Source organism: Paenibacillus sp. SYP-B3998 (assembly GCF_010820665.1).
Taxonomy (GTDB): domain Bacteria; phylum Bacillota; class Bacilli; order Paenibacillales; family NBRC-103111; genus Paenibacillus_E.
Map to the genome: position 1 here is coordinate 316489 of NZ_JAAIKC010000005.1, position 21168 is coordinate 337656.

15 protein-coding genes are annotated in these 21168 nt (G+C 48.0%); 10 read left to right on the forward strand and 5 right to left on the reverse strand.

What is annotated here, in order from left to right:
• Positions 1-113 precede the first annotated feature (113 nt).
• The 8 genes from GK047_RS16125 (at position 114) to GK047_RS16160 (ending at position 8768) form a co-directional block, all read left to right on the forward strand.
• A complete protein-coding gene (locus GK047_RS16125) occupies positions 114-1295 on the forward strand; it encodes a galactokinase (protein WP_163948663.1) in 1182 nt (393 codons plus the stop codon).
• A gap of 2 nt (positions 1296-1297) precedes the next feature.
• Complete coding sequence (gene galE, locus GK047_RS16130) at positions 1298-2284, forward strand: UDP-glucose 4-epimerase GalE (RefSeq protein WP_163948666.1); 987 nt, start codon at positions 1298-1300, stop codon at positions 2282-2284.
• A 37-nt stretch (positions 2285-2321) separates the two neighbouring features.
• Positions 2322-3899: a UDP-glucose--hexose-1-phosphate uridylyltransferase gene (locus GK047_RS16135; protein ID WP_163948669.1), complete on the forward strand. Its 1578-nt coding sequence runs from the start codon at positions 2322-2324 to the stop codon at positions 3897-3899.
• 353 nt (positions 3900-4252) lie between these two features.
• The gene (locus tag GK047_RS16140; RefSeq protein WP_163948672.1) at positions 4253-5251 is read left to right on the forward strand and encodes an acrylyl-CoA reductase family protein; all 999 of its coding nucleotides are present in this window, start codon (positions 4253-4255) and stop codon (positions 5249-5251) included.
• Positions 5252-5325: 74 nt separating this feature from the next.
• Entirely contained in the window at positions 5326-6183 is an 858-nt protein-coding gene (locus GK047_RS16145) for a carbon-nitrogen hydrolase family protein (RefSeq protein ID WP_163948674.1), read from the forward strand.
• A gap of 26 nt (positions 6184-6209) precedes the next feature.
• Positions 6210-6929 carry a GNAT family N-acetyltransferase gene (locus GK047_RS16150; RefSeq protein ID WP_163948676.1) on the forward strand — a complete coding sequence of 240 codons (720 nt, stop codon included), beginning with the start codon at positions 6210-6212 and terminating at the stop codon, positions 6927-6929.
• Positions 6930-6945: 16 nt separating this feature from the next.
• Positions 6946-7617 carry a GNAT family N-acetyltransferase gene (locus GK047_RS16155; protein WP_163948678.1) on the forward strand — a complete coding sequence of 224 codons (672 nt, stop codon included), beginning with the start codon at positions 6946-6948 and terminating at the stop codon, positions 7615-7617.
• A 266-nt stretch (positions 7618-7883) separates the two neighbouring features.
• Positions 7884-8768, forward strand: a complete 885-nt coding sequence (locus GK047_RS16160) for a GNAT family N-acetyltransferase (RefSeq protein ID WP_163948680.1) — start codon at positions 7884-7886, stop codon at positions 8766-8768.
• Positions 8769-8822: 54 nt separating this feature from the next.
• On the opposite strand, the gene pyrH is transcribed toward GK047_RS16160, so the two are convergent.
• The 5 genes from pyrH to GK047_RS16185 all read right to left on the reverse strand — a co-directional run bounded on the left by pyrH (position 8823) and on the right by GK047_RS16185 (position 18796).
• Complete coding sequence (gene pyrH / locus GK047_RS16165) at positions 8823-9560, reverse strand: UMP kinase (protein WP_346010351.1); 738 nt, start codon at positions 9558-9560, stop codon at positions 8823-8825.
• A gap of 190 nt (positions 9561-9750) precedes the next feature.
• Entirely contained in the window at positions 9751-11067 is a 1317-nt protein-coding gene (locus GK047_RS16170) for an MFS transporter (protein WP_163948887.1), read from the reverse strand.
• A gap of 149 nt (positions 11068-11216) precedes the next feature.
• Positions 11217-14096: an ATP-binding protein gene (locus GK047_RS16175; RefSeq protein WP_163948685.1), complete on the reverse strand. Its 2880-nt coding sequence runs from the start codon at positions 14094-14096 to the stop codon at positions 11217-11219.
• A gap of 213 nt (positions 14097-14309) precedes the next feature.
• On the reverse strand, positions 14310-17216 hold the full coding sequence (locus tag GK047_RS16180; RefSeq protein ID WP_205516814.1) for a DEAD/DEAH box helicase: 2907 nt from the start codon (positions 17214-17216) through the stop codon (positions 14310-14312).
• Positions 17204-18796: an SWIM zinc finger family protein gene (locus tag GK047_RS16185; RefSeq protein ID WP_163948687.1), complete on the reverse strand. Its 1593-nt coding sequence runs from the start codon at positions 18794-18796 to the stop codon at positions 17204-17206. Before GK047_RS16185 ends, GK047_RS16180 begins: the two co-directional genes overlap by 13 nt.
• A 210-nt stretch (positions 18797-19006) precedes the next feature.
• Here GK047_RS16185 and GK047_RS16190 point away from each other — a divergent pair, with 210 nt between their 5' ends.
• Together GK047_RS16190 and recQ are read left to right on the forward strand one after the other, a co-directional pair.
• Positions 19007-19300, forward strand: a complete 294-nt coding sequence (locus GK047_RS16190; protein WP_163948690.1) for a hypothetical protein — start codon at positions 19007-19009, stop codon at positions 19298-19300.
• Positions 19301-19350: 50 nt separating this feature from the next.
• Positions 19351-21159, forward strand: a complete 1809-nt coding sequence (recQ, locus tag GK047_RS16195; protein ID WP_163948692.1) for a DNA helicase RecQ — start codon at positions 19351-19353, stop codon at positions 21157-21159.
• Positions 21160-21168 lie beyond the last annotated feature (9 nt).

Below are 21168 nucleotides of genomic sequence, written 5' to 3' on the forward strand. Positions count from 1 at the left end.
TTATCCATGTGAAAATAACATGCCTCCATAGCTTAAATATGGCAATTCTTTTATACTGAAGATATAAGCTTACATCCAAATCGAAGCTCGATTAGACAAAAGGCGGTGCCAGTATGGCAAATCTTGAAGCGTTGAAAGATACATTTATTGAAATTTACGGCGATTCTACAGCGGAGCTTGCGGCTTTTCATGCGCCAGGACGGGTAAATTTGATTGGTGAGCATACGGATTACAATGGGGGCTATGTGTTCCCAGCAGCGCTGACTTTCGGAACCACCCTGCTTATTCGTCCAAGAGAGGATCAAGTCATTGGATTCGCCTCGACAAATTTGCCACTTCGGAAACAAATATCCATAGATGAGCTGTCTTATGTAGAAGCCGATGATTGGATTAACTATCCGAAGGGGATCTTTGTTCATTTAGGTAAAGAAGGATTCCCAATTACAAAAGGATACGACCTCTTGTTCCACGGTGAAATACCGAACGGCGCCGGATTATCTTCTTCCGCTTCAATTGAAGTCGTTACGGCTTTCGGCTTACTGACGCTGGAAGGTCATCCTACGGATACTGTCCAAATTGCGCTGCTCGCACAAAAGACAGAAAACCAGTTTGTTGGCGTCAACTGCGGTATTATGGATCAATTCGCTGTAGCCAACGGTAAAAAAGATCACGCCATCTTGTTAATGTGCGATACACTGGCCTACAAGCATGTTCCTTTCAAGAGCGGCAGCTACAAGTTAGTCATTGGAAATACAAACAAACGTAGAGGACTTGTAGACTCCGCTTATAACGAAAGAAGAAGCCAATGTGAGCAGGCGGTAACGTACTTGCAACAACAATTCCCGAACCTTACCTTACTAGGTCAAATGAGCTTACAGCAGTTTAATGACTACAAACATTTGATTCCTGATGAAACGGTACGCCGTAGAGCGCAGCACGTCATTGAAGAGATTGACCGTGTGTTGAAATCCATCGAAGTGCTGCAAGCGAACGATCTTGAAGCATTTGGTAAGCTCATGATTGGTTCTCACGATTCGCTTAGGGATTTATACGAAGTGACAGGGGCGGAATTGGATGCTATGGTTGAAGCAGCCCTTAAAGTACATGGTGTTCTTGGCGCAAGGATGACAGGCGCAGGATTCGGTGGTTGTACAGTTTCTCTCGTACATGAGGACAGCGTGCAGACCTTCATAGATCAAGTAGGCAAAGAATACACAGAGAAGACAGGGCTTACACCAAGCTTTTATGTATGCGATATCGGTAATGGCGTTGAACAAGTCGGGGAGGCGTTGTAAAAATGGCAATTCTAGTAACAGGTGGAGCAGGATATATCGGATCTCACGCAGTAGCAGAGCTGCTTGCAAAGGGTGAAGACGTAGTAGTTGTGGATAACTTACAGCAGGGACATCGTCAGGCCATTTTAGGCGGTAAACTTTATGTTGGTGACCTACGCGATGGCGAGTTTCTGGATGCCGTTTTTCAAGAGAATGACATTGATGCGATTATTCACTTTGCAGCCAGCTCCTTGGTAGGCGAGAGCATGACCGATCCTGCCAAATACTATCACAACAATGTGTATGGCGCCCTATGTCTTTTGGAGAAAATGACGCAATACGAAGTGAAGAAAATTGTGTTCTCTTCTACGGCTGCAACCTACGGAGAACCTGAAAATATTCCGATTCTCGAGAGCGATCGTACCCTGCCGACGAACACCTACGGCGAGACGAAGCTTGCAATGGAGAAAATGATGAAGTGGTTCGATACCGCTCATGGCATTAAATATGTGTCCCTTCGTTACTTTAATGCGGCTGGCGCACATGCCAGTGGCAAAATCGGGGAAGACCACAGTCCGGAAACGCATCTGATTCCAATTATTTTACAAGTTGCCTTAGGTCAAAGAGCACACATCTCCATCTTCGGTGAAGACTACGAGACAGAGGATGGGACATGCATTCGCGACTACATTCATGTCAGCGATCTGGCTAGTGCGCATGTACTTGCCGTAGAGAAGCTGCGTCAAGGTGCGGAGAGCAACATTTATAACCTAGGCAATGGCAAGGGATTTTCGGTAAAAGAGGTTATCGAAATTGCCCGCAGCGTAACCGGCCATGCCATTCCCGTAGTTGTCGAGCCTCGCAGAGCAGGCGATCCAGCAGTATTGGTCGCGTCTTCCGAACGGGCGAGAGTGGAACTTGGTTGGAAACCTACGCGTGACTCGCTAGAGGCGATTATTGAGAGTGCGTGGAACTGGCATCAAAATCATCCAGGCGGTTATGAGAAGTAAGAGAAGCGAAGGCTAGCAAGGGAAAGGATCTGGGCAAATGGAACAGACAGTCAATAAGCCGCAGCATGCGGCGTTCATCATAGAGAGATTGCTGCAGTTTGCCAAACAAAACGGACTGATTGGGCAGCTCGATATTTATACTTCACGCAATGCATTGTTGGATCTATTCAACATCGCTGAGCCTTTTCAAGGTGATCTGCCCAAAGAGCAGCTTGATAGCCCCGTTGTGCTGCTCGAACTGCTGCTCGACGAAGCTTATGAGGCGGGCATGCTTCCAGATAACACGACCACATACCGAGATTTGTTGGATGCTAAAATCATGGGACTGCTGATGCAGCGCCCATCCGAGGTTGTGAATCATTTCTGGAATACGGCAAGGACTGCGAAGGTGGAGGCGGCTACGGACTATTTTTACAAGCAATCGATTGCTTCTAATTATATTCGAATGGAGCGTATTCGGAAAAATGCGTATTGGCTGACTGAAACGGCGTATGGGGATCTAGAAATTACGATTAACCTTTCCAGGCCCGAGAAAGATCCGAAGGAAATCGCGCTGCTTAAGACGCTGCCGCAAAGCAGTTATCCCAAGTGTCTGCTGTGTGCTGACAATCTAGGCTATGCAGGGCGTGTCGATCATCCAGCAAGGCAGAATCTGCGGATTATCCCATTGGAGCTGGACGGCGAGAAGTGGTACTTTCAGTATTCACCTTATGTGTACTATAACGAGCACAGCATTATTTTCCATGAGCAACACATTCCGATGAAAACCACGGCGAATACGTTCTATCGTCTACTCGATTTCATTGAGCAGTTCCCGCATTATTTCATTGGGTCAAATGCAGACTTGCCGATTGTTGGTGGTTCTATTCTGAACCACGATCATTTCCAGGGCGGTCGTCACAAGTTTCCGATGGAAAAAGCAGCTAGCGAGACGTTCTTCACGCATTCGGAATTTTCGGACGTGAAGGGGGCTATCGTCAAATGGCCAATGTCCGTCATTCGACTTAGCGGACATAACAAACAGGTCCTCTACAAGCTTGCGAGCAAGCTGCTTGAGGATTGGAAAGCTTACAGTGATGCGGATGCAGACGTCTTCGCCTTCACCGATAAGGACGGACAGCGAATCCCGCATAACACGATCACACCGATTGCCCGCAATAATGAGCGGGGCGAGTACGAGCTCGATCTGGTGCTGCGCAACAATCGTACCAGCGTGGAACATCCGGATGGAATTTTCCATCCGCATACGAATTTGCACCATATCAAGAAAGAGAATATCGGTTTGATTGAAGTGATGGGGCTTGCTGTGCTGCCAGGCCGACTCCAAGCGGAGCTAGCGGAGATCGCCAAGCTGCTTACCGGCGAAGCCGCATTGGACAGCGAGATTCGTAATGATGCGAATCATCCGCTTTACAAGCACGCGGAGTGGATCGAGGCACTGCTGGCGAAGTTCGGCTCGGCGCTGGAGCCGACCGAGGCGGACGCAGCGCTGCAAAGCGAAGTCGGAGGCAAGTTCCTTGATGTGCTGAAGGACGCGGGAGTTTTCAAGCGCGACGAAGCCGGGCAAGCGGCGTTCTTACGGTTTTTGACGGCTGCTGGATTCGCGCAGCATTAGAGCAGCAGAAGAACGTAAACAAAAAAATTAAAATAACCAAAAGCACCAAAAGCACCAAAAGCACCAACTCCCGCCCACTGGTGAAGGAGTTGGTGCTTTTGGTTTAGACTAGAACAAGTAATATAAATCTTACAACGGAAAGAAATCTAACATTTTATACGGTTTGTTTTGACAGGCAGCTAATTTGCTTTGGTTTTAGCCAAGCAAATTAGCTGCCGAGCCTTATTGGGTAGTCGTGTTTGCATGAGCAGAATGGAAACGAATAGGTGAATTTAGTAAAATAGAAGTTAATGTAGGGATGTTGAAGAGAGCAGGACAAGGGACGGCAATGAATTCAGCCTAGGAGGAGCAAGATGGATAGCTTTGGCGCGTTGATAGTAGATCGAACGAAGGATGCTTTTACGTTGGAAGTAAAGGAGCTACGAATCGAGGATTTACCGTCTGGTGAAGTAACTATCCGTGTTTTATACTCCAGCATTAATTATAAAGATGCACTGGCTTGCACCAGTAATGGCCGTGTTGTTAGGTCCTATCCGATCGTACCCGGCATAGACTTGGCAGGAACCGTCGTTGCTTCGACGGATGGCTGCTATCGTGAAGGAGACGAGGTGCTCGTCACCAGTTATGAGTTAGGAACTGGTCATTATGGTGGATTTAGCGCATATGCACGCGTGCCTGCCGATTGGGTCATACCGCTGCCGCAAGGATTAACGCATCGTGAAGCGATGATACTAGGCACCGCAGGCTTTACAGCAGCGCTCTCGATTCAGCGGTTAGAAGAAAATGGGCTCCAACGTCATGAGGGGCCTATCCTCGTTCGCGGTGCTACCGGGGGTGTGGGGAGCAATAGTGTGTCCATGTTGGCTGCTCTTGGTTACGAGGTCGAAGCCAGCACAGGTAAATCTGAGGATCATGCTTACTTACTTGAATTAGGTGCTAAGCGCGTCCTCTCGCGTGAAGAGTTATCTCCAGAGGTCAGCAAACCGATTGATAAAGAACACTGGGCAGGTGCCGTCGATCCGGTAGGCGGGGCATCGCTTTCTTATGTGCTCAGTAGAATCAAGTACGGCGGCTCTGTTGCCCTGAGCGGCCTCACGGCAGGGGCGGAGTTTGATGCAACGGTGTTTCCTTTTATACTCCGAGCCGTGAATGTGCTTGGAATTGACTCTGTATACTATCCAATGGCCAAAAGAAAACGGTTGTGGGAACGCATCGCTTCTGAGCTTAAGCCGGTTGGTTTGGAGAAGATGGTATACAAAGAAATATCGCTTTCTAGGGTCGTGGATGCGGCAGAAGAGGTATTACGCGGGAAGATTAGAGGTCGTGTGCTTGTCAGGCTGAACGATGAGTAATTCGCAAGAACGACGATAAAACGCTACAACGCGCGCCCAGGATTCGCGCGCATCAGGCTAAGGAGAGAATAAGAATGAAGATGAGAGTTTCTGCTGTGCAGTATCACCTGCATACGATACATAGTTTTGAGGAATTTGCCTCGCAAGTCGAACATTATGTGAAGACAGCGCAAGAGTTTGAGGTGGATTTTGTATTATTTCCTGAGTTGTTTACTACGCAGCTGTTATCGATTGGCGATGATACTGGAAAAGCATTGCCCATAGAAGCGCTGCCGACGTTCACAGATCAGTATCGGGCATTATTTAAAGGATTGGCGGAGCAAACGGGCATTCATTTGATCGGCGGCACGCATGTTACGTCAGAAGGCGATAAGCTGTATAACACAGCACATCTGTTTTATCCAGATGGACGGATTGCTGAGCAAAAGAAACTGCACATCACGCCTACGGAAGTAAAGGAATGGAACATGGGGGCGGGGGACAGCCTGCAGGTGTTCGATACAGACAAGGGGCGTATAGCGATTCTTGTTTGCTATGATGTCGAGTTTCCTGAGATTGTGCGGATGGCGAAAGCACGAGGCGCAGACGTCCTGTTCGCTCCATCGTGCACCGATGATCGACACGGCTTCCACCGTGTGCGCTACACGTGCCATGCTCGAACGATCGAGAACCAAATTTACGTTGTGACAACGGGGACGGTTGGCTCCCTGCCAACGGTTGATTTCATGAGAGGCAATTTTGGCCAGGCAGCGGTAATTACCCCGAACGATGTCCCTTTCCCGCCCAAAGGAATTCTTGTTGAAGGTGAAATCAATGGGGACATGATTGTCACCGCAGATTTGGATTTGGAGCTGTTGGCGTTAGTCCGTGAAAAAGGTTCCGTAACCACTTGGCGTGACCGTAGAACGGATATATATACAGATTGGTCATAAGAACAAATCAAAAGGGGGCTGCATCGGTGGAAACGCCACATACATGTGATTCATACAAAGAGCCGCTTTATTTTAAAAAATTGTATGTTTTTGATCAAGATAAACCAGTAGCCGCGATAATTCGAAACTATACGTGTGCGGACTTCGCGGAGCTCATTCGTGTGCAGCAAGAGAGCTTCCCGCCTCCATTTCCAGCAGCGCTATGGTGGAAGGAGGAACAGCTTTTAGAGCATGTGGCAAGGTTCCCCGAGGGGGCGCTCTGCGTAGAAATCGATGGCATCATCGCAGGCTCAATTACGGGCCTTCGGGTTGATTACAACCCGCAGCATGCCGCCGATCATAGTTGGGCGACACTCACAGATAACGGGTATGTGCGTACCCACCGTCCAGATGGCGATACCCTGTATATCGTTGATATTTGTATCAGTCCCGTGTATCGGAAGCTAGGATTGGGAAAATGGATGATGCAATCCATGTATGAGGTCGTCGTGCAGCTCGGTTTGAAAAGGTTGCTTGGAGGCGGACGGATGCCAGGCTATCACAAAGTGGCCGAATGGATGAGCGTCGAAGATTATGTAGAAGCAATCCTAGCGGGAAGTCTCAAAGATCCTGTTATTACGTTTCTATTGCGCTGCGGACGTACGCCTGTACGTATCGTATCGAATTATTTGGAGGACGAAGAGTCGCGAGATTTTGCGCTATTGATGGCTTGGAGCAACCCCTTTTTGCCTCATAACTCATACTAAAGGAGTGTTATAGACGATGGATTATATCCGTATAGCGAACATTGAGCATCCGCTATTTCGTGCGATGCATGATTTGATGAAGGACGTATTTCCGCCTGAAGAAGTGCTGGAATACTCGCTTTGGAAAGAGCCTCTGGAAGATCCAGGCATACGTGTCTTCGTGGCTGTACATGAAGGCAAAGTGGTAGGTACGACGGAATATCGTTATTACAATGACTTTCAAGTAGCAATGACCGATTTCACGATCATTGGTCAAGCGGGTCTCGGTATTGGTCGTTTCCTTGCCCGTAAACGGTGGGAAGATCTCCAGGCGCTAGCAGAAGCTTCGGGAAGACCGATGCTTGGCATGTTTGCCGAGATTTATGATCCCTATCAGATCGAAAACCATGCTTTCGGCGGTGTGAAGCCGATGGATCCTTACGTGCGTCGCGAGGTGTTGTCGCACTTGGGATACAAACGATTAGCGTTCAGCTATGTTCATCCTTCCTGGGAAAACAATGGTGAAGCGGTTGAAGGATTGGATCTCTGCTTCTTGCCTACCGATGAGGAACGGGCGGGTGTTCCTGCACCACTCGTAGTGGAGTTCCTGACACGTTACTATGAGGTGCTGGCGAACAAGCCAGCGAAGTGGAACGAGATGATTGAAGAGCTGAAAAGGCGCGATACTGTAGCGCTGCTGCCGATTTAAATAGAAGGCTGTTGGCATATGATGAGTGCATCATGTGTCAACAGCCTTTATCTATGCGTTCGTAGAACGAGAAGCTAGTATTTTATTCTTCCAAGTGATGATCATCCTCCCTGTTTGAATGCATGCATCAATCGTTGCAAATAGTGGGAGGAATCGTTCAAGAACGGACGAAAATATTTGTAAAATTGTTTTTTAGCTTACCACGTCAAAGCTTGTGCATGTATAATGACAACAAGCAAGTCCATAAGGTATGGGAGGAACTTGATTTGAGACAAGGCGTACAAGGAAGAGCAGGGCTGTCCACAGAAGAGTTAGCTGAAGTTAGGGAGCTTTGGGACTTTTGCAATAAGAATGAGCAAATTGAAATCAAGCTCAATTGGGGGACATTGACGAGTCGTCCTATCGGCATTACGAATGACTTTTTATATTATGAGAATGATCGAGTAATCGGGTTCTTGGCGATATACAGCTTTTTATCCACCGAAGTAGAAATTAGCGGGATGGTGCATCCAGATGCTCGCCGCCAAGGTATTTTCGGCCAATTGGTACAGATTGCTATAGAAGAGTGCAGGCGGAGAGAGATTCCGAAGCTGATCTTCATTAATGAGCGAGGATCAACGAGCGGAAAAGCTTTCTTAACTAATCTTGAAGCTCGCTATAGCTTCTCGGAGTATGTGATGGAATTGAAAAGTGAAGGGACAGAGATCCTGTCCACAGAGACACAGAAGGTACAGATTCGCCCGGCGGTAAAGGAAGATGTTGAGTTGCTTGTCCAACTGAATGTCTCTGGATTTACGATGACAGAGACAGATGCGCGAGAGTATGTTTTGCAAACAATTGAAGGTGATAAAGAACTTACGTGGATTGCTGAGTTGGGTGAGGACCGCATCCCTGTTGGGAAAATCGGGGCAATGATTGAAGCCGATGCTAGCGCCTTTATTTATGGTTTTTGTATGTCTCCTGCTTTTCGAGGCAAGGGTGTCGGACGTCGCGTGCTGCGCCAAACTCTTGAGGATTTGCAGAACAAGTATAAAGCCAGCAGCATTAAACTGGAAGTTTCAGTGGAAAATGAGGGCGCTCTGGGTTTATATCAATCCTGCGGCTTCCAGACGAAGAATGCGAACGATTATTATGTGATATTGCTCGACTAAAAAAGATGATAAGGATAGAGACAGCAGCCTGACTTCTGCATCTCTATCCTTTTTTTAATGAAAAATAAGTTCGGATGAACCGCTGATAATTGTGCCTGTGTTCTTGCCTTGGCAAATTTCTTTCATCGAACCTGGTTTATCGAAGTTAAACACATGGATTGGGATGTGATAATCCCGGGCTAAGATGAATGCGGACTGATCCATGACCTTCAGGTTGTTTTGAATGACATCATTATAATGGAGAGATTTGTACTGCATTGCATCCTTATGATGCTTAGGATCTTGATTGAACACACCGTCAACGCCTTGTTTCGCAACAAGGATGGCGTCGCAATTCACTTCAATCGCTCTTTGGACCGAAGGATAATCCGTCGTGACATACGGTTGTCCATTACCGCCGGCAAAAATGACGATGTACCCTTTCTCAAGGTGGTGAATAGCCCGAAGTCGAATGAAAGGTTCGGCTACGGAAGCGATCGGAATAGCTGTCATAACGCGTACTTCAGCGCCAGTCTTTGCTTTGAGGACGCCGCGCAGCATTAAGCTGTTAATCACCGTAGCAAGTGTTCCGATGCTGTCCGCTTCTGCTTTCTCAATGCCCCAGCTTTCACCCATATTGCCTCGGAAGATATTCCCCCCACCAATAACGAGGCACACTTCAACACCAAGTTGAACAACAGTCATAATTTCATTTGCGATGTGATCCAGTTGACTGGGATCGAACCCAAACTCACTCTCGCCAGCTACGGCTCCGCCACTGAGTTTAATGAGCACTCTTTTGTAACGCATAATGACCGCTCCTCTCTCTAATAAAAAAACACTAAAGCAATAAATGCTTTAGTGTTTCAATGTAAAAGAAATAGGAAAGAGCTGATTCTGAAACCCAACGCGCTTCTTAGCAGACACCTTCATATCCCTCACACCTTCCAACGTTGATTAGTTGTATTTTACCGAATTAGGAGGGGGATTGCAATTACTGTGATTATTGCAATTTCTTTGGCGTTCGCAAGTGAACGAACAAGCCGATGATGACTAGGACTAGAAGCGATGAAAGAGCTGCACGACTGGCTAAGTTTCCGGAGGCTGCCAGCGCCCATGTAATCGTACCGTATAGAGCAGGACCGACGATGGATGATACTTTGCCAGAGAAGGCGAATAAGCCGAAGAATTGACCTCGTTTCTCCTCAGGGGTTAGTTCCACAATAAGCGTGCGGGAAGTAACCCACATGGCACCCATGGAAACTCCGTATAAGCTGCCGGCGATCCAAAACAGATTTTTGTTGGTGGCTAGAGAGGCGATGGCAATGGCGATAATTAAAATGAATGCAACGAGTGTGACAGCCTTTTTGGGCCCGATGGTTCTAGTCACATAGCCGAAGACAAAGGAGCCGATGATACTTGATATTGTCGAGACAAGATAGAGCAGAATGAATTGTCCGGTCGTAAAGCCCATTACCGTATTTGCGTAGATGGCCATAACTGCAATCGCTGTTGCAATCGCATCGTTAAAGAAGAAGTAAGCGATCATGAACTGGAAGGCAGCTTGGTATTTTCTCGCTTCTTTAAAGGTAAGCCAAATTTCTTGATAACCGCTTAACAGTGATTTCTTCGTATGAACGGCTTTGACGGGCTTCTCTTTGTACAAAAAGATGATCGGTAATGAAAAAATGAGAAAGAGCAGCGCACTAGGGATGAACGTGTTCTCATAATGTTTCCCGTCGATTAGAGGAAAGACAATGAGTCCGACCAAGGTTCCGATATAACCAACGGCTACGCCAATGCCCGAGATGATAGGCAGTTCACGCGGATTACCAAGATCAGAGATCATGGAGTCATAGAAGATTAGGCTGGAATTATAAAAGAACTTGGCGATCATAAAGAAAAAAATGACACCTATAATTGAGATATTCAGTCCCATCCATTGCTGGTCCGTATGCCAAATAGCTGAGACACCCATGAGAAGTGTGGCGGCGATGCAGATGATCGTGAAGGGGACGAGATAAGCCTTCTTCTTGCCTGTGCGGTCAATCCATACGCCGAATAGAGGGGACAACAGCACGAGAAAGAAGCTGGCGAGCGCATTGGAGTAGGTGATGAAAGTGCTCGCAATTTGATTCATTTCCTCGCTCTTGCCTAAGGTTTCGCTTAAGTAAAAAGGATAAAACACGGTCACGATGTTGGATGAGAAAATCGTGTTGGCAAAGTCGTACATCGCCCAGGCGAAGATAGGGAGGGAAAAGAATAACGTCCATGCTTTACGTGCATGGACCGGGTTGGAAGCGGATTCAAGCTGTGCCACTCGATTCACACCTTTCCTTCTAGTAAGTTTGGGTATTCCTATGTATATTTGCTGCCTAGCGAGGAAATCCCTTTCCTTTACATGAAAAATAAAAATTCCCTCCGACGAATCGGAAGGAATCTTGCATGAGTGTTACATGGAGCCGGATTTTATTCAGACTTAGGCTTTTTTATTTCTACCTCAATCATATCCATATTCTCTTTCATTTCGGATACCGCAATACCGTTGCGCTCCAAAGTTGTAGATAGAGAATCTTTATCCTGGGCGGGGAATACATAAGCATTGTTCATCTTATTGTCCAGCAATCGTTTCGCAACTTGGATGAGACGCTCCATCGTAAAAGGTTTCTTCAAGTATCTCTCGATTTCTTTCTCATGATAATCATGTGGCGGATCTAGCGCCGTAGATACAATGACAGGAGTCTGGTAATGTATGGGATGATGATAAAGCTCAGCTAAGAAATCCCATCCTGTTTTCGAGCCCTCCAGATGAATGTCTACGATAAACAAGAGAGGTCCTTCCCCTTGACTGCGGTGCAGGGCGAGAATGCCTTCTTCCGCAGAACGCAGCTGCATGGAGGGGAAATTCAGCTTATTCAGTGCGACTTGAATCAGCTTCGCCAAGTTATCGTCGTCTTCGAAAATGACAATTTGTCCGTCCATGACCGAGAGCTCGTATTGTTCAAGCTCAATAGTAAACGTCGTTCCCTTGCCCATCTGGGAAGTGAAAGATATCTGGCCTTGGTGGCCTTCAATAATTTCCTTCACGATGGCAAGGCCTAACCCGGTACCACCAATTTGTCGACGGTCGGAGTTGTCTACTCGGAAGAACTTGGAGAACATGTGCTCTTTCGCTTCTTCAGGAATGCCTAGGCCATAATCTTGAATCTCTATTGAAATTTTACCGTCATGCGTAGATAGACGAATATCGACTTTATCGGCTCCTGGTGAGTACTTGATCGCGTTGCTGAGCAGGTTGTGGAACACTTGGCGAATGCGATCTACATCGCCTCGGACCCAAAGCTCGGTATCTGGCTGATGAATGATAAGGCGATGCACTTGCTTGTCTTGCCACTGTTCAACGATTTCTTGTACCGTTGGCAGCAAGTTAACCGGTGAGAAGTGATACACCTGTCGACCGGATTCCATCCGCTGTAAATCAAGGAAATCGTTAATTAAATTGGACAAACGATGAGCTTCTTTGTAGATGGTTTCTAAATATTTCCTCTGCTTGTCTTGAGGAAGCTCCCGATGAAGCAAGATTTCGATAAATCCAAGCACACTGGCCAGCGGTGTCCGCAACTCATGAGAGACAATGCTGATGAATTCATTTTTCATCTCATCAATGCGTTCTTCTTCGGTACGGTCGCGGAACACGAATAAGTAACCCTTTTGCTCGGTATCCTCGCTCACAACGGTAGCGTATAGCTCCGCATGTTGGAGTTGCTCTTCGAAATCAAAGCTGAACCGCTGAGTAAGATGCGTAAGAGAATCTTCAATCAGCGCTTCAATGGAAGAAGCAGCTCCGCTAAAGCTAGGAAATTCTGCAGCGATCTCATGGCAATTTTCCAGAAGATTCTGGCCGATACGCTGTTCAAAATGAAAGTAACGATTCATTCGCTGATTGGCGAACAGAATAGCGCCGTGCGAATCGCACATCATCATACCTTCATGTGCAGATTCAAGAATGTTTTGGATGAGATCGCGCTGCGCCTCAATGAACTGTTTCTCCGTCATGAGCTGATCATTCAACTGAGCTAAGCTGACGGCTTGTTGATGACGTTCATCGTTCATGACTTGCGCGTAGAACGCTAGGCCGAATTGGTGCACCAACCCACGAGTTAATCGTTGATTGTCTTCTTGGTACACCGTGCTTCCGTAGCTGGTAAGCAGCAGGAAGCCAATGACCTTCTGTTGTTCGTTCAGAAGCGGGAAATATTGATCGACAGCCTGCTGCGATGCGCCGTGAATCCCCCGTTCGTTACCGAATACGTTCCGTTTATGCACGAGGGAAATCGCTTCTTCGAAAACGCGCTTGGGAGGTCCGAACAGTTCACTTTGTACACGGGTAATATGCTCTTCGGGAAAACCACTGGCATGAATGACCTCATAAGTAGTTCTCTCCGAAGTCACGCGCTCCATAACGACCATCCCTGCATCTTGGGCTAGGGAATCCAGCAGCGCGGGCAGAGAATGTTTCAAGAAATCTTGTAAGGCGATATAGCCAGTAAGCTTTTCTTGATACGTTGAAATCAATTCAAGTTCCTGCTCTCGTTCGGAAAGCTTAGCCAACGTAACCTGCTGCTCTTCCTGTTGAGCAATGATCTCCTCATTCTGCGTTTCTAGGCTTTCTGCCATGAAACGATAAGTTTCCTCACTCTTGCGAAGCTCATCTTCTGCGCGATTCGCACGTAAAAAGATGAAGATGGACAGTCCACCTGCAATAAGGGCAATCATACCGCCAACCATTGTGATGGTACGTGATGTTTTGCCTGCTTTGTTGGAGGCCGTATAAGCGTTAGCCGTAATTTGATCGATGACTTTTTCGATGCTAGTGTGAATGATGCGATAGCGATCCATCATTGTTTTTCCGCTTTGAATGCGAGCTTTCGCTTCCTCATCCTTACCCGCTTTGATCAATTCCAATTGAGAGTCATAATGTTTTTGAAGATTCGTAATGGCTGGAATGGCTTGTGTGTCGATGATGATTTGTAAGGTAGGATAGTTGGTCTCTAATTCACGAATCAATGCTAAGTCCGCCTCTAGCTGCTTTTTTCCAGTTATATAAGGCTCTAAGAATTGCTCGTTGCCTGTGAGTTCATAACCGCGAAGTCCTGTTTCTTGGTTAATTAAATCCGCCAGCAGATTGTCGGCCGTGTTGGTAATTGGAATGGATTCATTCACAATCGCGTCGCTCTGGCTTTCCATATTGCGGGAAGCTATGTAGCTGGATATGCTCATAAATGCTAGCAAGCAAACAATCAAAATAACATATAGCATGGAGATGCGTGATCTTGTAAAAGTCTTCATCGGACGGCTTCACCTGAATTCTAAAAGGATGAGAAGAGATTTAAGTAAATTCGACATGAGGGGGCAGAATCCTTCAAATTTCGCGAAGCCAAGAACTACGTAGCGCGTGTCTTGTTTTTGGAGTTGACGCTGTAGAAAGTAGAAGAAGAGGTTGCCCGTAGTGGAGACACGGGGCAACCTCTTTTTGTTGCATAAGCTAAGCGTGCTAAAGCATTAGGTTTCCACCCATTCTCGCCGCAGCGAGAACAAATCGCGGAGCTCGTCAGTGGACAGCTCTGTAATCCAGTTCTCGCCAGCGCCGACGATTTGCTGGCTGAGGCCGAGCTTGCGTTCGATCATCTCGTCGATGCGTTCCTCGAGCGTTCCGAGCGTAACGAACTTGTGCACCTGCACGTGGCGCGTCTGCCCGATGCGGAAGGCGCGGTCTGTCGCTTGGTTCTCGACGGCGGGGTTCCACCAACGATCATAGTGGAACACATGGTTCGCGGCGGTAAGGTTAAGTCCGATGCCGCCGGCCTTCAGCGACAAGATGAAAACAGCTCGCTGCTCTTCTACCGGCTGGCTGACGTCTTGGAAGTGCGCGATCATATCGTCACGCGCTTGCTTCGAGGTGCCTCCGTGCAGGAACAGCACAGGTTCGTCGAGCTCCTGTTGCAGGACATTCTGCAGCAGATTACCCGTTTCTACAAACTGCGTGAAAATCAAGCATTTGTCGCCTTCTTGACGCAGCTCCTGCACCATTTCAAGCAGTCGCTCTAGCTTGTTTGAGCGCCCACTCCAGGGGGCATTCGGTCCTTCTTTAAGCAATAGAGCAGGGTGGTTGCATACCTGCTTGAGCTTCGTGAGGGCGGCGAGGATAAGGCCCCGCCGTTCCATAGCGGAAAGCTTATCCAGCTTGTCGAACATATCTTGGATATAGTTCTCATACAGCGAACCCTGCTCGGCTGTAAGCGAGATAAACGTCTTAGACTCATTCTTTTCAGGCAGGTCCAGCTGAATAGCAGGATCTTTTTTCTCGCGTCGAAGAAGGAAGGGGCGAATCAGCTTCTGAACCTTACTGATCGTCTCGCTATCGCGCGTTTTTTCGATTGCGTTCACATAACGATGGGTGAATTCGCGTATCGTGCCTAGATAGCCCGGATTGGCGAAATCGAAGATGGACCATAACTCAGTGAGCCGATTTTCGATCGGCGTACCTGTAAGCGCAATGCGATGATAGCCTTCAAGTCGCCGAATCGCGGATGCCTGCTTGGTATAAGCATTTTTTATATTTTGCGCTTCATCCAGACAGATGGAGTTCCACGCCACGGAGGCGAGTTCTCCCTCGTCGAGATGAGAAAGCGTATAGGAAGTTAAGACTAAATCTACTTTGCCCACCACGTCGTTAAAAGTAGGGCCTTTGAAACGCTGGGGTCCGTAGTGCAGGTGTACCTTGAGCGAAGGCGCGAAACGTTTGAGCTCCATCTGCCAGTTGCCGAGTACGGACGTCGGACAGATCAAAAGCGAAGGTGTTTCAGGCTGTTCCTGTTCTTTCACGGTGAGCAAATAGGTGATCCACTGGATCGTCTTACCTAGTCCCATGTCATCGGCTAGGCAGCCGCCAAGTCCGAAGCGCCGAAGGAACAGCAGCCAGGAAATACCGTCTACTTGATAATGACGAAGAGAGCCTTGGAAGCTTGGCGGCGGTTGAATAACAGGAATCGACTCCGTTTGTGTCAACTGATCAATCATGTGCCGCAGTTGCTCGTTCAGCTCGACCTCCATCTCGATGTAGCGGAGCTCATCCGGGTCATCTTCTGCAGGTAATAGGCCACCCGCGTCACCGGCAAAGTGAAGTTCAAGGACATCGCGAAAGGAGAGCCCCTGCTTCTTCTCCACTTGCTTCATAATTTGCTCGACTTGGGCCATAAACTGCGGGTCGAGCTGAATCCAGTTGCCGCGAATCTGAATCAGCTTGCGCTTCTCTTCGAGCAGCTGATGGAATTCCTCTTCCGTCAGCTCGATATCCCCCACAGCAAGCTTCCAGTCGAATTGCATCAGCTGCGTGAGACCAAACATCGTTTCCCGGGTGGTCCCCACGGAAGATTTGATCTTCGCGCGCAGCTTGGGCCGCAGCTTGCGGATGCGATCCCACCACGCCGGGAGGAATACACTCGTCCCGGCTTCCACGAGACGTACGCTTCCCTCTGCGAGGAAGCGCCAGGCCTCCTCCTCCGTCAATTGTTGACGGAGGAGCGGCTGAGCTTCTGCGGCGCTGTCAGACGCCGCAGCCCCAGCAGTCGCATCCAGCCAGGGGAGGATGCGGGCCCACTTCGCCGCGTCACGCTGGACGCGGCCGAGCTCTGGCAGCCACGCCTCCGGCAGTGGCTGCTCGCCGGGCACGGGAGTGCCGTCAGGCGCTATCGTGCGCAGCACGTCCGGCGTGAGCCGATCCTGCAGCATGATGCGGAGCTGCCAGCCTTCGCCATGCGCCAAATTGGGCTCGACGAGCTGCAAACAAGTTCGCATCGGCGTCCGGTCTTGACGCCAACCAATGGCGACGAGCCAATCCTCCTCGTCAAGCCATTGGTTGGCGCCGATCTCGCCGCGGCGCATCAGCGGATATGCAGCTTCGAGCTTACGCAGAGTGTCTTTCATGACGCCATCCTCGTCGACCCACTCAGGGATGAGTGCCTGAATCCAACGTGAAACCGTAGGAGTCTCCAGTACTTGCAGCTCGTCGGGTAGCTGGAGCTTCCAACCGATTTCTCCAGCTTTCCATTTATCATAATCGGGCATGAATTGACCTGTTGCTAGCGCCCCCTTGATCGCTGGCGCGAGACGGATGAGATCGGTACACGCTTGGTTCCAGCTTAGCTGAAGGTGCTGAACCGGCATGGGATCGCTAAAATATTCAAGGGCCTCCAAGGGCAGCAGCTCAATGCCTTCGCGATTTTGCCATTCGCTCGGTTCCATGAACGTGCCGTAGAAAGACGCTCGATGCCAGGCGAACAGCATGTTTTTCAAATCAAGAGCATCCCAAATACCGCCGTTTTCGCGGGTGCCCCACAAAAACAAAGAACCATTAGGTATGGAGCTAACGTGAACAGTCAGCGCACTGGTTTCGATCATCGAATCCATTTTCCTTTCTTCAGCTCTTCTTGGAAAGCGCGCAAACGTGAGAATTTATCCGCTAACCGATAAATGTAATGCTCCCAGCGATCGTCTTGCTCCAGCTGTTTATAGATCGCGTGTAGCTTTTTCAAGAGTCTGACAGCTGTTTTGTAGGAGGCGCGATTTTTCTCAAGCACTGCTCTTTCCGCAGCTTGATGATAAAGCGGCAGCAGCAGCGCCGCATCGTGATCTTCAATGGCTCGCAGCTCTAGGGCATACAAGCTCAATGGTGAAATTCGATTCGCAAGCTGTAGATCGATCCATTGTCGATAGCGTTTTGTTTGTAGCAAATAAGCCGTGTAGTAGTAATAGGAACGGGGAAGGAGAGACTCCATGACATGGACCCATTCACTATCGGACTCAAGATGCTTCGTTGTATCGAGCCAGTACTGGCAAAACGTGCGGAAGTCATCATGATTCGCATGAGAAATCGTAGACAGAAGCCAACGAAGCCAGAATAGCGTCTTTTCCCATTGCTGATCCTTGTAGTAATAATTGAGATAAAGGAAGAAATCCTTGGCATTCGGATGAGTAAGTTTTTCCAATCGTTGGAAGGCTGTATCCGTATTTCCTTGCATAATATCAAAGTGAGCCCTGGCAACAAGAAGGGTGTCTTTCTTGCGAGGGATCGTATCTTTCTTAGCTAGCAGCAGCTCCAGACGCTGAATTTCTTCCTGCTGCGCCTTTGGTTGCTCTGTTAGTTTCCACCATATATATCTGTACACGAATAACCAGTCGATTGGGCTATCCTTGCCTTGTAAGGCGAATTCACCGAGCATTTTCATCGTTGCTTGCCAGTGTTTAGGTTCTGTTGTGAAGGAACGATTCACGTCCATCCGTTCCACAAATTCAACAAACTTGTCTTCGCAATTTTTGGCGGCGACTTTGCAGCCATTCTCATGATAAAAAGACAAGTAAGAGCTTTTCGTATCTTGATAAAATTGCTCGATCTTCCTCATCATGAAGAGTACGATATGGAGCATATACAGTTCTCGCGTCGAGGCGCGCCAATCGGCGGCGTATCCCGGGAGCGTTTCTAATGCAGACTCATAGAAGGTTTCAATCGAATTCTGATGCGAGATCGAGAATCCATGGAATCTACCTTCAAATAAACGGTGCCATTCTATAGGCATAGCCTCTTCAAGCGGTATATTAGCTTTGCTAGCGTTGCGACTGGCCGAAATGGCAGCTCCGCGAGCGGGCTTCTTACGGGTGAGGATCGCTTGCTTAAGCTGCTGCAAGAGCAGCTCGGGGCGACCGTAAGGTGCGTACAGATTGAAGAAAGCCGCACCTATGTGTTTGCAAAAACCATCATAAGAGCAACTGCATTCACTGTGCACGAAGTCTTCTAAATTCAGCACAACATTGTGCGATTTATTAGTTTCTTTGACCAGTGCGTGAATGCTAGTGCCTACAAGATCGATTTCAGCGACACGACCTTTATGAAAGTACTCCCAGCCATTTTCCAAAACGACAGCGTCGAAGTGGATCTGGATTTGCTTAATTAGGTAGTTCATTCGATTTTTTGGAATCTGCAGTTTCAGCATGTGTGCTATCCTACCTCCGAGCGGTACATTCCTTCTTCCATAGTAACAGATTTTTTCCGAAATTGCCCATTTCCATAGATTATGCTAAACGTCATGTAATTATCCGCGATGCGGGGAGTTATCCCTGCTTTTCTGACTATAATGTGATAAAGTGAATCTATATGCATGTGATTATGGGTAACAGGGATTATGGTGAAGGGAGAACTGCGAATGGGCATTAAATTTGGCAGGGAGTACAAGGATATCGTTGCTGATTTTATGCGCGGAATCGCGCTTGTAGATGGTTTTTATGATTTATTTGAAATGACCGAGGAAGAATGGCAGGAATTGACGAACGAAGAACAGGAAGAATGCTTGCAAACGCTGGCTGACGATATTTTTTATGGATTAGGAAGCTCGCCTGTCATGCAGGTGGGAGTGGGTACGGTGCGTCACGATCCAAGCAATCATGTTCTCAAAGTGCACGATGGCGAGAAGCTGGTTTCAGTCATTTACTTAGTTTAACAAATGGCGATGGTTAGCTGATCTGATATATAGAAAGGTGTTTATACGTTATGCTTTCTGAAGCAAGAAAAGTTTTACAGCAAGTTTACGGCTACCCGGAGTTCCGAGAAGGTCAGAAAAATATAATAACGAACCTCTTAGAGGGTCAAGATACGCTTGGTATTATGCCTACAGGTGGCGGTAAATCAATCTGCTATCAGGTGCCTGCACTGCTTCTGGAGGGCGTAACCCTTGTTATTTCTCCCCTTATTTCGTTGATGAAGGATCAGGTGGACGCTCTAACGGTATTAGGCGTTCCTGCGACGTTTATTAACAGCACGTTAGAAGCCAGAGAAGTGGAACAACGCATGCAGGGTGCCATGCAGGGGAAGTACAAGCTGCTGTATATCGCTCCGGAGCGGCTGGAATCAGAACGGTTCCGGGCTCGGATGCATGCGCTCAATTTACCTCTTGTCGCCATCGACGAGGCACACTGCGTATCCCAATGGGGACATGATTTCCGTCCAAGCTATGTATCCATCGCCCCGTTTATTCGCGAGCTGCCTAACCGGCCGATTGTAGCGGCTTTTACCGCAACGGCAACAGCTGAGGTTACGCAGGATATCGCCAGGCTGCTTGAGCTGGATGAAGCGGGCATCTATATTAACGGCTTCAGTCGGGACAATCTGGAGCTAACGATTTTGCGTGGGGAGAACAAGCGCGATTACATTCAAAACTATGTGAAAGAGCATACCCATCAGCCTGGGATCATCTATGCAGCGACGCGTAAAGACGTGGAAGACCTTTACGAGCTTTTACGCAAAAAAGGCTATGCTGTAGGCAAGTATCACGCGGGCTTAACCGACGAGGAACGATCCTACATGCAGGAGGCTTTCCTGTATGATGATATTCGCGTAATGATTGCAACGAATGCATTTGGAATGGGGATTGACAAATCCAACGTCCGTTATGTCATACACTTTAACATGCCCAAAAATATGGAAGCGTATTATCAAGAAGCTGGCCGGGCGGGGCGTGACGGTGAGCCAAGTGAATGTATTCTCCTCTTCAGTGCGCAAGATATTATGACGCAGAAATTTCTCATTGAGCAGAACCAACTTTCTCCCGAGCGTAAAGCGAATGAATATAAAAAGCTTCAGACGATGATTGACTACTGTTATTCGCCACGATGCTTGCGAAACGTAATCTTGCACTATTTCGATGAAACCAATGTCAAAGATACATGTGGGAATTGCAGCTCTTGCAAAGACGATCGGGATACCGTAGATATTACCGTCGAAGCGCAAAAAATCTTTTCTTGTATTCGTCGTATGCAAGAGCGATTTGGTATTTCCATGATTGCTTCTGTGCTCAAGGGCTCTAAGGCGAAGAAAATTGTGGATTATCGTTTTGATCGATTGCCAACGCACGGCATTATGCGAGACCTGCCGGAAAAGGAAATATCCGACTTAATCAATGTGCTTATCTCCGAAGGATATTTAACGCTGTCCGATGGTCAATATCCAGTTGTGAAGCTGATGCAGCCAGCAGCAGATGTGTTGCAAGGGAAGCAGCAGGTGTTCCAGAAGGTCCGCAAGCAGCAGCAGAAAGCTGCCGCCATCGACAACACTTTGTTCGAGCAACTGCGTTTGCTTCGCAGGGAGATCGCTCAACGCGAGAAAGTGCCGCCGTACATCATTTTCTCAGACAGCACACTGCGTGAGATGAGTGAGGTTTGCCCGACGACGACAGCTAGCATGCTTAGAATTAAAGGTGTTGGTGAAGTGAAATTCCGCAATTACGGCATGCCTTTCTTGGAACTGCTTCGAACGTATGCAGGGGAAAGTGAAGTCGGCGCAGCAGCGTATGACTTTGAGTAAGAAGTGGTA

Bases quoted from the DNA above. Each gene is read 5' to 3' on its own strand.
- GK047_RS16135 (WP_163948669.1), top strand. From the start codon at position 2,322: ATGGAACAGACAGTCAATAAGCCGCAGCATGCGGCGTTCATCATAGAG.
- GK047_RS16180 (WP_205516814.1), bottom strand. From the start codon at position 17,216: ATGGATTCGATGATCGAAACCAGTGCGCTGACTGTTCACGTTAGCTCC.
- recQ (WP_163948692.1), top strand. From the start codon at position 19,351: ATGCTTTCTGAAGCAAGAAAAGTTTTACAGCAAGTTTACGGCTACCCG.
- GK047_RS16145 (WP_163948674.1), top strand. From the start codon at position 5,326: ATGAAGATGAGAGTTTCTGCTGTGCAGTATCACCTGCATACGATACAT.
- galE (WP_163948666.1), top strand. From the start codon at position 1,298: ATGGCAATTCTAGTAACAGGTGGAGCAGGATATATCGGATCTCACGCA.
- GK047_RS16125 (WP_163948663.1), top strand. From the start codon at position 114: ATGGCAAATCTTGAAGCGTTGAAAGATACATTTATTGAAATTTACGGC.
- GK047_RS16140 (WP_163948672.1), top strand. From the start codon at position 4,253: ATGGATAGCTTTGGCGCGTTGATAGTAGATCGAACGAAGGATGCTTTT.
- GK047_RS16155 (WP_163948678.1), top strand. From the start codon at position 6,946: ATGGATTATATCCGTATAGCGAACATTGAGCATCCGCTATTTCGTGCG.
- GK047_RS16175 (WP_163948685.1), bottom strand. From the start codon at position 14,096: ATGAAGACTTTTACAAGATCACGCATCTCCATGCTATATGTTATTTTG.
- GK047_RS16185 (WP_163948687.1), bottom strand. From the start codon at position 18,796: ATGCTGAAACTGCAGATTCCAAAAAATCGAATGAACTACCTAATTAAG.
- GK047_RS16190 (WP_163948690.1), top strand. From the start codon at position 19,007: ATGGGCATTAAATTTGGCAGGGAGTACAAGGATATCGTTGCTGATTTT.